General features: G+C 62.4%; 13 protein-coding genes and 1 tRNA gene. 8 read left to right on the forward strand and 6 right to left on the reverse strand.

From position 1 onward, the window contains the following. Positions 1-3: 3 nt before the first annotated feature. From SH203_RS09550 to tsaD, 3 genes are read right to left on the reverse strand one after another with little or no spacing between them, the layout of a single operon-like run. Entirely contained in the window at positions 4-381 is a 378-nt protein-coding gene (locus SH203_RS09550; RefSeq protein WP_087120709.1) for a Rieske (2Fe-2S) protein, read from the reverse strand. Continuing rightward, on the reverse strand, positions 374-1372 hold the full coding sequence (locus SH203_RS09555; RefSeq protein WP_087120710.1) for an NAD(P)H-dependent glycerol-3-phosphate dehydrogenase: 999 nt from the start codon (positions 1370-1372) through the stop codon (positions 374-376). Before SH203_RS09555 ends, SH203_RS09550 begins: the two co-directional genes overlap by 8 nt. A 26-nt stretch (positions 1373-1398) precedes the next feature. Next, entirely contained in the window at positions 1399-2637 is a 1239-nt protein-coding gene (tsaD, locus tag SH203_RS09560; protein WP_375600724.1) for a tRNA (adenosine(37)-N6)-threonylcarbamoyltransferase complex transferase subunit TsaD, read from the reverse strand. Positions 2638-2642: 5 nt separating this feature from the next. On the opposite strand from tsaD, the gene hemC reads away from it, so the two are divergent. From hemC to SH203_RS09575, 3 genes are all read left to right on the forward strand, one after another. Next, positions 2643-3608: a hydroxymethylbilane synthase gene (gene hemC / locus SH203_RS09565; protein WP_087120711.1), complete on the forward strand. Its 966-nt coding sequence runs from the start codon at positions 2643-2645 to the stop codon at positions 3606-3608. Then, positions 3605-4327, forward strand: a complete 723-nt coding sequence (locus tag SH203_RS09570; protein WP_087120712.1) for a uroporphyrinogen-III synthase — start codon at positions 3605-3607, stop codon at positions 4325-4327. The genes hemC and SH203_RS09570 overlap by 4 nt, the downstream gene beginning before the upstream one ends. A 40-nt stretch (positions 4328-4367) precedes the next feature. After that, positions 4368-4443: transfer RNA gene (locus SH203_RS09575), tRNA-Thr, on the forward strand. Between the two features lie 297 nt (positions 4444-4740). Here the strand turns inward: SH203_RS09575 and SH203_RS15965 are convergent. Both SH203_RS15965 and SH203_RS09585 read right to left on the reverse strand, forming a co-directional pair. Beyond that, on the reverse strand, positions 4741-5025 hold the full coding sequence (locus tag SH203_RS15965; RefSeq protein ID WP_087120713.1) for a helix-turn-helix domain-containing protein: 285 nt from the start codon (positions 5023-5025) through the stop codon (positions 4741-4743). Between the two features lie 24 nt (positions 5026-5049). Beyond that, entirely contained in the window at positions 5050-5268 is a 219-nt protein-coding gene (locus SH203_RS09585; RefSeq protein ID WP_200808889.1) for a helix-turn-helix domain-containing protein, read from the reverse strand. A 127-nt stretch (positions 5269-5395) separates the two neighbouring features. On the opposite strand from SH203_RS09585, the gene SH203_RS15300 reads away from it, so the two are divergent. The 4 genes from SH203_RS15300 to SH203_RS09610 all read left to right on the forward strand — a co-directional run bounded on the left by SH203_RS15300 (position 5396) and on the right by SH203_RS09610 (position 9795). Further along, positions 5396-6364 carry a lysozyme inhibitor LprI family protein gene (locus SH203_RS15300; protein WP_143275710.1) on the forward strand — a complete coding sequence of 323 codons (969 nt, stop codon included), beginning with the start codon at positions 5396-5398 and terminating at the stop codon, positions 6362-6364. Between the two features lie 220 nt (positions 6365-6584). Next, a complete protein-coding gene (locus SH203_RS09600) occupies positions 6585-7784 on the forward strand; it encodes a DUF2939 domain-containing protein (protein ID WP_087120717.1) in 1200 nt (399 codons plus the stop codon). A gap of 485 nt (positions 7785-8269) precedes the next feature. Beyond that, a complete protein-coding gene (locus SH203_RS09605) occupies positions 8270-9295 on the forward strand; it encodes a phage integrase SAM-like domain-containing protein (protein ID WP_087120718.1) in 1026 nt (341 codons plus the stop codon). 62 nt (positions 9296-9357) lie between these two features. Further along, on the forward strand, positions 9358-9795 hold the full coding sequence (locus tag SH203_RS09610; protein ID WP_087120719.1) for a hypothetical protein: 438 nt from the start codon (positions 9358-9360) through the stop codon (positions 9793-9795). Between the two features lie 59 nt (positions 9796-9854). Here the strand turns inward: SH203_RS09610 and SH203_RS15305 are convergent, their stop codons facing one another. Then, complete coding sequence (locus tag SH203_RS15305) at positions 9855-10316, reverse strand: hypothetical protein (protein WP_143275711.1); 462 nt, start codon at positions 10314-10316, stop codon at positions 9855-9857. A gap of 197 nt (positions 10317-10513) precedes the next feature. Between SH203_RS15305 and SH203_RS09620 the strand changes: the two genes are divergently transcribed. Further along, positions 10514-11260: a recombinase family protein gene (locus tag SH203_RS09620; protein ID WP_087120998.1), complete on the forward strand. Its 747-nt coding sequence runs from the start codon at positions 10514-10516 to the stop codon at positions 11258-11260. The last annotated feature ends 73 nt before the right edge of the window (positions 11261-11333 follow it).

Below are 11333 nucleotides of genomic sequence, written 5' to 3' on the forward strand. Positions count from 1 at the left end.
ACGTCAGGCGGTGCGGACGATCCCGCCCGAGGCAGCGACCGGCCATGGCGTCAGCCGTCCGCCCGCGCAAGGTCCGCCCTGGCATTCGCCGGTCAGCGGCTCGAACACCGCCCCGTGCCAGCCGCACAGGATCAGCGTCCCGTCCGGCGTCAGATAGCGGTCGATCTCCATGGCGATGGGAAAGCCCGCATGGGGACAGCGGTCGACCCAGCCGGCCACCTGCCCGTCCTTCCTGACCACGAAGCCGTGGAAGAAGGCCTCGCCGATCTGCAGCACGAAGCCGCGCGAGCCGGGGTCGGCGATGTCACTCTCGGCGCACAGGGCCACGCCGGGCGGCGTCTTCCAGACCCGTTTGCGCTCGGTCGCGGCGGCGTCAGACACGCTCGGCCTTGAGCGGGCGCGACAGCAGGCCGTCGATCAGGCCGTCCACGTCGATCTCGCCCGCCAGCAGGGCCGCGACGCCTTCCGAGATCGGGATTTCCACGCCGAGACGCGCGGCCAGTTCCCGCACCGCCGGCGCGCTCTCGTAACCTTCGGCCACCGACCGTTTACCGGCCAAAGCCTGTTCCACCGTCTGCCCCTGACCCAGGGCCAGACCCAGGCTCATGTTGCGCGACTGGGGGCTGGAGCAGGTCAGGACCAGATCGCCCAGGCCACACAGCCCCGCCACCGTCTCGGCCTGACCGCCCATGGCGACGGCGAGACGGGTCATTTCCGCAAAGCCCCGCGTGATCAGGGCGGCGTGGGCGCTGCGGCCCAGCTGACGCCCCTCGGAAATGCCACAGGCGATGGCCAAGACGTTCTTCAGCGCCCCGCCCGCCTCGGCGCCGACCAGATCGGTCGCCAGATAGGGCCGGAAGCCGGGCGCCGACAGGGTGTTCAGCAACGCCTGACCCAGCGCCTGATCGGCGCAGGCCAGGGTCACGGCGGTCGGCAGGCCGCGCGACACCTCGCCCGCGAAACTGGGCCCCGACAGGACGGCGGCGGACGCGCCCGGCAGGGTTTCGGCCAGCACCTCGGTCATCAGCTTCATCGTGCCGCGCTCGACGCCCTTGGAACACAGCACCACCGGCACGCCGGCCCGTTGATGGGGCGCGAAAGCGGTCAGGGTGGCGCGCATATGCTGGGCCGGCGGCACCGCCAGGATCAGGTCGCAACCGCCCAGCTCGGACAGGTCCGCAGTGAACCTCAGCCCCTCCGCCAGCGGCACGCCGGGCAGATAGAGGTCGTTGGCCCGCGTCGCCCGCATCGTTTCGACCAGCTGCTGCTCGCGCGCCTGAAGCGTCGTCTCCAGACCCGCGCGCACGCACACCTGCGCCAGGGCCGTGCCCCAGGCGCCCGCGCCGATGACCCCTGCCGTGCGGAATTCCATACGCCCTCCCGAGGCGGTTTCGTTCGTCATGCTTTCGCGCCCTTGCGGCCCGGCCTGTGCGAAGGATCGGACAGGGCGCGCGCTTCGTCCAGCGGCCATCGCGGCCGGGCGACCACGTCGATGTCGCTGGTCAGGCCCAGCGCCAGCCGCTCGGCCCCCGCCAGGGCGATCATGGCCGCATTGTCGGTGCAATAGGCCATCGGCGGCGCCAGAAAATCGAACCCATGCTTCGCCGCCGTCGCCTGCAGGGTCGCGCGGATCGTCTTGTTGGCCGCCACCCCGCCAGCCACCACAAACAGTCTTTTTCGCCCTACCGGCCGGCTCGCGGAGCCTGCCTGCATGAGGGCGTCGTGCGTCTCCGCATAGGCCGCCAGCGCCCGTTCCGACCGATCCGACAGCTGGCGCGCGATGGCGTTCTGCACCGCGTCGGCCAGATTTGCCTTGTCCTGCTCCGTCTCGCACGTCTGGGCGATGCGGAAGGCGGCGGTCTTCAGGCCCGAGAAGGAGAAGTCGCAGTCCTTGCGGCCCAACAGGGCGCGCGGCAGGTCGATCCCGGACCCGTCGCCCTGCATCGCCAGCCGTTCCAGCGCCGGGCCGCCGGGATAGCCCAGGCCCAGGGCCTTGGCGATCTTGTCGAACGCCTCGCCCGCCGCGTCGTCGATGGTGGCGCCGATCCGGCTCATGTCGCCGATCCCGCGCACCTCAAGCAGTTGGCAATGGCCGCCGGAAACCAGCAGCAGCAGGAAGGGATAGGCGACCTCCGCCCCCAGTCGCGCCGAGACCGCATGGCCCTCCAGATGATTGACCGCCACCAGCGGCAGGCCGCGCGCCAGGGCCGCCGCCTTGCCGAAGCTGAGGCCCACCATGACCCCGCCGACCAGGCCCGGCCCGGCCGTCGCCGCAATCCCGTCCAGCCCGTCATAGCCCATGCCGGCCTCGGCCATCGCGCGGCGCGCGACCTCGGCTATCATCTCCACATGGCTGCGGGCCGCGATCTCGGGCACCACCCCGCCATAGGCCGCGTGATCGTCGATCTGGCTGTGGACCACCGACGACAGCACCTCGGCGCGCCCCCCCAATTCGGAAGGCGTCAGGCGGACCACCGAGGCCGCCGTCTCGTCGCAGCTGGTTTCCAGGCCCAGCACCGTCAGGGCCTGACCGGGACCGGGGGGGACATCCCGTCCAGTTGCCGCTGCCGGGCCGCTGCTATAGTCGGCGGACATCTCCATCCGGGTCGAGGTAGCGACCCGGCGTCCGGTACGCAACGCTCATGACCTTTCCTCTTCGCATCGGCACCCGGCGCTCCAAGCTGGCGCTCGCCCAGTCCGGCATGATGCAGCGCGCCATCGGCCGCGCCCTGGGCGTGCCCGAGGCCGAGATCGCGACCGCCGTGCCCCTGGTCGAGATCGTCACCACCGGCGACCGGGTTCAGGACCGCCGCCTGCTGGAGATCGGCGGCAAGGCCCTGTTCACCAAGGAGATCGAGGAGGCGCTGCTGGACGGCCGCATCGACATCGCCATCCATTCGATGAAGGACGTGCCCGCCGAACAGCCCGACGGCCTGTGCATCGCCGCCATCCCCGAACGCGAGGACGCCCGCGACGCCTTCGTCAGCCGCGACTTCGACAGTTTCGACACCCTGCCTTTCGGCGCGCGTCTGGGCACCGCCAGCCTTCGTCGGCAAGCGCAAGCTCTGGCCCTGAGGCCCGACCTGAAGGTCGAGATGCTGCGCGGCAATATCGACACCCGCCTGCGTCGCGCCGCCGATGGAGAGTTCGACGCCATCCTCCTGGCCGTCTCGGGCATGACGCGGTTGGGCGTCACCGATCACATCCGCGAGAAGCTGTCGCTGGATGCCTTCCTGCCCGCGCCCGGCCAGGGGGCGCTGGCGCTCCAGACCCGCGCATCGGACATCGACGCCCTGCGAAACGCGCCGTGGGTCGCCGCCCTGAACCACGCCGAGACCGCCCTGTGCGTCGCCGCCGAGCGCGGGGCCATGACAGCGCTGGAAGGATCGTGCCGCACCGCCGTCGGCGCCTATGCCCGCATCGCCGACGACATCCTGCATCTGACCACCGAAATGCTGAGCCCCGATGGGTCCGCCCGCTGGCGCCGCGTGGGCGAACTGCCCCAGGCCGATGCGGCCGCCGCCCGCGCCCTGGGCCAGCGGTTGGGGTCCGAGGTCCACGCCTTCGCCGGCGATCAGGAAGTCGATCCCGCGACGCTGGACGGATGACCGCCCCAGCCTCAGCCCCGCTCCCGGCCCGCGTCTGGATCACCCGCGCCGAGCCCGGCGCCTCTAGCACCGCCGCGCGCCTGACGGCCATGGGGCTGGAGCCGATCGTCGCCCCCCTGCTGGCGGTCGAACGCCTGACGCCCGTTCCGCCCGATCTGACCGCCTTCGACGCCCTGGCCTTCACCAGCCCCAACGGCGTCGCCGCCTTCGTCCCCCTGACGCCGCGCCGCGACCACCCCGTCTTCGCCGTCGGCGACGCCACCGCCCAATCAGCGTCCGCAGCCGGCTTTTCCGACGTCCGCTCCGCCCGGGGCGACCTGATCGCACTGGCCCGATTGATCGCGGCCAGCCTGTCCGGCGCCGCCGTCCTGATCCCCCAGGCCGAAACCCCGGCCGGCGACATGACGGCCGCCCTGACGCTGGCCGGCGCGCGCGACATCGCGGCCCACGCCCTGCCCGTCTATCGCACGACCCCGATCCCCCGAACGGCCCCCGCCGCCTTCGACGCCGTCCTGATCCATTCGCCCCGCGCCGCCAGACTGCTGGCCGACCGCCACGCCGCCCGGCTCCAGGACGCCCGGATCGCCTGCATCTCCCCCGCCGCGGCGGCCGCCCTCGCCGCCCTGGGCCTCGATCCGCAGATCGCGACCGCCCCGAACGAAGCCGCATTGCTCGCGATCTTGAATCCGACGCTTGGCAAGCGCGGCGCGTCCGTATAAAGACCCCCTCTCGCGCAGGGCCACGGCCCTCGCAGCCGGAGCCGCTTTAGCTCAGCCGGTAGAGCACCTCATTCGTAATGAGGGGGTCAGGTGTTCGAGTCACCTAAGCGGCACCACTACTTCCCTGTGCAGATGGACTGTGGCTAATGGGCCCCAAGCGTTGCCATTAAGATGTTCGATGCCTAGCACTCGGAAGTATCGGCCTCTTATCAATCATCTGAAGAGCGCCGTCGGCGACGAATTCACGATGACGATTGAGGAAGTCGAAGCTCTCGTCGGGCCGATGAAGAAGTACACTCGTACAAAGCAATTTTGGGCCAACACGGTCGATTACGGTGGGCGGCCAGCTTGGGTCATTCAACAAGAAGCCGGTTTCGACACCGCCTTCCAACTATCGCCCCAGAGGGTACAGTTTAAGCGTCGGAAGGCTTAGAAGCCGTCTTTGCGGCGAGACCCAGTCCTTCCCCCTCCACGTCGAGCAGTTCCGATACAGACGCCCCAAGCGCCACGGCGATGGCCTGTATGGTCGTGATAGTAGCGGCGGCTTTGCCCCGCTCAATCTTGCCGAGATAGCCGACAGATATCCCGGCCGATCCCGCCAGTTCGGCCCGAGACTGATTTACGGCTTCTCGCCACTCCCTCACCCGATCACCAACGGCGGCCGTAAACAGATCGGCCGGGGTAGGTTCGTTTGACATGAGCAGCCTCCAATAGGCTGCTTATCAGCCTACTCGGGCCGCTTCCTCGTCGGGGGTGACAAGGGCAACGGGTGTCGTGTCCAGCGCCTGCGATAATTCGTACAGGCTCAGAACGGTCAGATTTTGCAGACCGTTTTCGACCTGGCTGATGTACCGCTGATCAAAATCACAACGGGCGGACAGTTCTTCCTGGGTGAGCCCTTTCGCCACCCTATGGCGTCTGACGTTTCGGCCGATCAACATCCTGATGTCCATCTCTCATGCGTTGACGGCGGAACACGGCTGAGTTTATTCATTACGATGAATATCGGCCCTGTTGCCTCACTCAGCCGCCGGAGCGGAGGGTGCGTCGGGTTGATTGGAAGGGGCAATGATGATCAGAAAACTCATGATGGCGATGACGCTCGCCATAATCACGGCCCCGATGAGCGCCGAAGCGCAATCAAGCTTCGATTGTCGACGCCCTAGATCGGAGGCGGTGGCGACTATCTGTCGGGACCCTGATCTGTCGGCCAGGGACCGGCAGATTGATCTGGCTTACCGCAACGCTCTCGATGAGGCGACTGAACCCAATAGAGTACGGGATAATCACACGGCGTGGGCTAATGGCCTCTCGGCATGTGGAAGCGACCGACAGTGCATCGTTCAGGCCTATGCTGAGGAACTACGGGCGCTCGAATACGCCACGGCTAAAACCCCGCAAGTTGCCGACATGCCGGTCATAAAGGACCGAGTTTCAAGCCCTGTCGAACGACCATATCCACTTACTTCTAGGACGGATGCGCCTCAGCGGATCGATGGTCCGCTCAATCCGGCGCCCGCTGAACCCGAGCAACCTTTTATCGGTGAGTCTAATAATGCGGACCAGCCAACATATGATGGTCCGGCCCAGCCGGAGATGGCCGTTTCGGATCAAGAAGCTGCCCCAGCCTCGCAGCCCAGACGACAGGGATCTGGCCTAGGCAGCCTAGGTGTCGGCGCATTGTTCATCCTGCCGATCATCGCCATTGTGGCGTCGTTGCTCGTGGTCCGTGGCCTCGCCAATCACACGATGCAGAAATACGGATGGCCGCTGATCCTCAACTGGTGGAACGCCCTCTATCTCGTCGGCTTCTTTGGAGGTGTCTTCGTCGGCTCGTTGGGAGCGCAGACAGGTGATGCCCTACCGATGGGCTTCGGCTTCTTTGGGGCCATTTGGCTGATCCTGCTGATCGTCAACATCTACAAGACTAGCCTCCTGACAGGCTTGGCGATGACGCTGATTCAGCCATTCGTCGTCTTCATACTGTGGGCTTTCTACGGAGCCACCAAAGCCAAGATGGAGGGCCGGCGGATATGAGCCGCCGTCGCAATGGTCTCCCGCCAGGTTTCAGCTTCTCCCTGTCTCGGGCCGTTGGGCTGAGCGACGCAAAACGCAAAATTTCCAGGGATATTGGCATCCCTCTGACCAGAGCCGGGCGACAGCGAAAAGCCGGTGCAGCGGTCGGTTGCTGCGTTGCCCTTGGAATGCCGCTGGCGGGATTGGGCCTAACTGCATTTTTGGCGCTGGATATGTTCCCATGACCCACGACACGTCCTCGTCCGACGATGAGCCTGTCATTCCAGCCCTGTTCGCCACCATTCATCACCAAAGCGATGAACGCCCGGATGGGTACACGGCGGAGGATATCGAAGAACTGAACAGGCTGGCCAATCAGCGGCGTAGGAAGAGGCTGCCTCAACGCAGAACGCTATACATCGCCGGAGGGGCTTTCGTTCTCGTTGGAGCACTTCTGGCCGGAACCGTCTGGATCTCCCCTATGTGGATGCCTGGACGCATCGAAAAAGCTGCCGAGATCGGTGATCGATCTAAGCTGGAACAACTGGTCGATTTCCCAGCCATTCGGACGGCGCTGAAGATCGACGCCAAGGACATGATGAAGGCGACCTATCGCAGCGAAATCGCTTCGAGCGGTGATCCCTTCGCCATGATGTTCAGCGGCATAGGCGACTCTATCGTAGATGCCGCAGCAGACGCTCTTGTCGACCAATTGGTCACACCGTTGGCGCTGGAGAAGGCGGCAAGGGGTGAGGACGTGCCCTTCAACTTTCTTGGCGATACCCGAAGCGCCCTGCCGGACTTTCGCCATGTGCGAGACGGCATGCCGACCTTCACCGCCCGAGGGCGTTATCTGACCCTCGCCCGGTATGAATTCACCCTCCGGTCTATCGGCACCGACCAGAAATTCGACATTCAGATGCGGCGCACCGGCCCCTTTTCCTGGCGAATTGATAAAGTGAAGATCGATCCTTCGTTTCTGACGTCGTTACAAACGAAAGACCGGCAAGCTGGCACCGCACCTCCTGAGACACTGAATGCTGAACGGGCGTTGGAAAACGACGTCACGTCCGATCCAGGCGACTACAAGTGGGAAAGAACCGATGAGGATTACGCAGCCTCACGGGACGATGATGAACGCATAGGGGCTCTCTACAATCGATCTGACTGTGGCGACCTCGTAGGGCCTGAGCGCACCGGCTGTTGGGAATCGGAACAGCAGTTTCAGGACCAGCGTCTTAACGCTGAGTATGCAGCTTTACGTTCACGGCTCGATACCCCAGCGAAGGAGAACCTTCGACAGCTTCAGCTCTCTTGGATCAAGAGCAGGGATAGAGAATGTGCAAATCCCGAGCTTGGGTCTGTCGGTTGGGCTGCTGCAGCCTGCATGACGAACGAGACCGCCAAACGCCGACTTTTTCTGCAAGATTATCGGCCCTAACTCTTAGGGTGTGAGGATGCCGGTTCAAATCGTTTTTCCAGCGATTTGAGCCGGTGGATGGCATTGGCCTAGCTGCCGCCGTGAACCGAGCCGCAAGGCGGTTCAGACCGCCAAAATTCGCTCTCCTGCACGAAGATAATTTTCCCTTTGAATCGTGCAGGAGGCATCGAAACCGGCGTTGCCCGAAAACCGCACCCCGATTTGACCTCTGCCAACCCTTACGCCATCGGCATTTGCGGGCCGTTGAAAAAACGAAGATGAGGTGTTGCTCGACCGCACGGTTATGGGCGCACGTCAAGTCTAAAGGCTTGCATTTTCCGTCCATTTGAAGTATATTCTGCAAATCGAGTGAACAGCTCGCCCCCTTAAAACCCACTACTTCAATACCGCTTGGATCAAAATCCTAGCGCTCCCTTCTATACGTCAAATTCAACCCGTCAGAGCAGATTTTAACTTGTCGAAAGACGATAGCGAAGACCTATGCCTTGAGCCTTAAGATGAAGAATACAACCATTACATTTTCAGTAGCGGCAGCCGCTACTATAGCCGACGGCGAGGCAAGGGTCCTCATTGGCCAGAACAAGCCCCGAATGGTGGTGGACTATCGGGATCGCCTGAGGAAGCACTGCGAACCGTTTTTTAGCAGCACACCGCTCAGCAAAATCGACTCTCGGAAACTGCGAGAATTCCGTGACGTGCTGGCCGCCAAGGGGCTGAAGTCAACATCGATCGCCGCCATCCTATCATTCGTCAGCAAAGTTCTGCGGATGGCGCATGACGACGGGTTGATCCGTCAAATGCCCGCCATTCCAAGACTGCCGCAAAAGGCCAGCCCTCGCTCCGCCTTCAAACGGAACGAATACCATCGCTTTCTGGGATCCCTAAAAAAGGTCGAGGGCGGCAAACCGGCCCTCGCTTGGAAAGCATCTCCGATTGATAGGGAGTTGCGAGACTTCGTCACCTTCATGGTCAACGGCTTCTTCCGTCCGGGTGACATGTTTGTGCTTCGGCACAAGCACGTCACGGTCGTTCCTGCCGACAAGGACGGTCCGGCATATCTGCGGGTGGACGCTCCGCCGTCCAAGGGTCACGCCGACCCAATCATAACCATGCCTGTTGCCGTACTCATTTATAATCGCATTCTGACAACGCAAAAGGCGAGGGGCTTTGGCAAACCTGATGACTACCTCTTCCTTCCGCATCGACCCAATCGGGCCTACGCACACGAAATTATCCGTCGCCAATTCCGCCTAGCCCTCACCCACGCAGGGCTTCTGCAAGGGCCGAACGGGGACGAGCGCACTCTTTATTCTCTCCGCCACACCGCAATCACCATGCGGTTGCAACAGGGCGATGTCGATCTCGTAACGCTAGCCCGAGCGTGCCGAACCAGCGTCGAAATGATCGACCGATTCTACGCCAGTTCACTCACCGCCGAGTCCAACCGGGACAAGCTTTTCAGCTTCCGGCGGCCAACCCGATACCTCGATGTCAGCGACCTGATCGACTGACCTCGACGTATGCCCGGAATACCCAGGCTATTTTCAAAGCTTCATATTTTAAGGAGATTTCGATGAAGCAAACTTGGATCACCGCCGACGAGCATTGTCCCCAGCCCTGCTATGGCGACCAATTGATCGTTACACTTCCACAGAATGCGGACGATTGGGCTGGTCTACCGCCTGAGAACTATTTGTCCGCTCTGAAACGCCACGGCTATCTGCCGCTCACTGTTTCCGGCCCGTTTCCGGACTCGGCCGAGTTGACTCGCCTCATGCAGACAGCATCGATGGAGGACGCCAACGATTATGTGTTGTCGGCTATCAAACTACTCCGTCCCGAACTTGGCTCGCCTTCGCACATCGTATTGGAAGGTGACGAGGATCAGTCAGCGCTTATGACGGTGTGGGAGACGAATCCGTATTGGACCCTGGCTATCGGCACCGCCAAACCAGGCAAAATGTTCGATGATCCGACTGTTATCGTCAGGCTTAACGCTCGCCGCCATTAAGCCATTAAGGCCGCCATTAAGAATGTATCAGGCCGGAGCGATCCGGCCTGATCACCTTTTCAGCCTTTCGGACTGGGCGGGGTGCGAAACTTCGCTTGGAGAGCGTCAGCCGCAACCGCTAAGGCTTCGTCAAGGCCGCCCGCCAACACTTCCTGCCGCAACGACGGCAGTATCTTCTGAAGATGGGCCAGCGATGGCACGATCAGAGCATCTTTGCCATCTTTCACTGTCAATCTGATCGACCCGTATCGGATTGAGAACTTCACCACGCCGTCGTCATCGATCCACCACCATGGCGTGACCTTACGGCGCTGTTCGACATCCACCATTTCATCGGATTCGAGGTCACGAGCCCGTTTGATCTTCACCTTGCTATAGGTGCCGCCTGCCTGCGACGCTTCTAGAAGATGCAGTTGATCGTGAAGAGCAGCAGCCAGTTTTTTGCGCCGAACTCTCACCGGATCGTAGCCAAGCTTCCGATCATCGCTATTTGCCAACTTCAGGCTGTTCAAAACACTCATTCACGCCTCCTAAATCTCAGGAGGACCTCCATCGGGTTTCGATGAAGGACAACAGCCCTATCCATCCTCCGATCCTATTTAACTCAGCCGTCGGAGGAATTTGGCCGCTAAAGTTGACGGCCTAGACCTCAGCCCGGATGGGGCAAAACCGCCTGACGTTGGTTAGGCGGTTTTGTACGGCGCTCATGGAGGTACGAATGAAGGCGGTCGCCTACTATCGGGTCAGCACCGCTGCACAGGGACGAAGCGGTCTCGGCCTCGACGCTCAGAAATCTGCTGTCGACAATCTGGCTCAGCAGCGTCGCCTCGTTTTGTTGACCGAGTTTACGGAGGTTGAGAGCGGCAAGCGAAACACCCGTCCCCAGCTAGCGGCTGCCCTGAACCAGGCCAAACTCACAGGGGCCGTTCTGGTGATAGCCAAGCTTGACAGGCTTTCCCGCAACGCCGCCTTACTTCTAACGCTCAGAGACAGCGGCGTTCGTTTCATCACCGCCGACATACCCGACGCCAATGATCTCACGATTGGCGTATTGGCCGTGATCGCTCAGGCCGAACGAGAAGCCATTTCCCGCCGGACTAAAGAAGCCCTGTCGATAATCAAACAGCGTCTTGCCGATGGCCAGCCGTACACATCCCCCCGATCCGGGCGTCAGCTTATCCGTCTAGGCAACCCGAATGGGACCAAAGCCATCCAAGAGGCGATGAAGGCGAACGCCAATGCCGTAGCTGCCGTGCAGGCTGGGGCTGTCCAACGAGCTCGTGATCTAGAGGAAACCCTGAATCATTGGAGGACAGCAGGCGTGACATCCCCCTCTGCCATTGCCCGCCGTCTGAACGATGCCGGTATTTTGACAGCACGGTCGAGAACTTGGCACCCTTCTACCGTCCAAAATCTACTCAGGCGTATCGACCACGTAGAAGGCGATTCCGATAGAACTCCCTGACATTTCGCCCCTCGCTTACAGACTATTTCAGCTTCCATTTTATCGGTTGTGTTGCCACTTTGTTCGAAACACC

The sequence above is a fragment of the Brevundimonas sp. SH203 genome, assembly GCF_002157625.1.
Classification (GTDB): Bacteria; Pseudomonadota; Alphaproteobacteria; order Caulobacterales; family Caulobacteraceae; genus Brevundimonas.

Bases quoted from the DNA above. Each gene is read 5' to 3' on its own strand.
- SH203_RS09555 (WP_087120710.1), bottom strand. From the start codon at position 1,372: ATGGAATTCCGCACGGCAGGGGTCATCGGCGCGGGCGCCTGGGGCACG.
- hemC (WP_087120711.1), top strand. From the start codon at position 2,643: ATGACCTTTCCTCTTCGCATCGGCACCCGGCGCTCCAAGCTGGCGCTC.
- SH203_RS09570 (WP_087120712.1), top strand. From the start codon at position 3,605: ATGACCGCCCCAGCCTCAGCCCCGCTCCCGGCCCGCGTCTGGATCACC.
- SH203_RS15965 (WP_087120713.1), bottom strand. From the start codon at position 5,025: ATGTCAAACGAACCTACCCCGGCCGATCTGTTTACGGCCGCCGTTGGT.
- SH203_RS09585 (WP_200808889.1), bottom strand. From the start codon at position 5,268: ATGTTGATCGGCCGAAACGTCAGACGCCATAGGGTGGCGAAAGGGCTC.
- SH203_RS15300 (WP_143275710.1), top strand. From the start codon at position 5,396: ATGATGATCAGAAAACTCATGATGGCGATGACGCTCGCCATAATCACG.
- SH203_RS09600 (WP_087120717.1), top strand. From the start codon at position 6,585: ATGACCCACGACACGTCCTCGTCCGACGATGAGCCTGTCATTCCAGCC.
- SH203_RS09610 (WP_087120719.1), top strand. From the start codon at position 9,358: ATGAAGCAAACTTGGATCACCGCCGACGAGCATTGTCCCCAGCCCTGC.
- SH203_RS15305 (WP_143275711.1), bottom strand. From the start codon at position 10,316: ATGAGTGTTTTGAACAGCCTGAAGTTGGCAAATAGCGATGATCGGAAG.
- SH203_RS09620 (WP_087120998.1), top strand. From the start codon at position 10,514: ATGAAGGCGGTCGCCTACTATCGGGTCAGCACCGCTGCACAGGGACGA.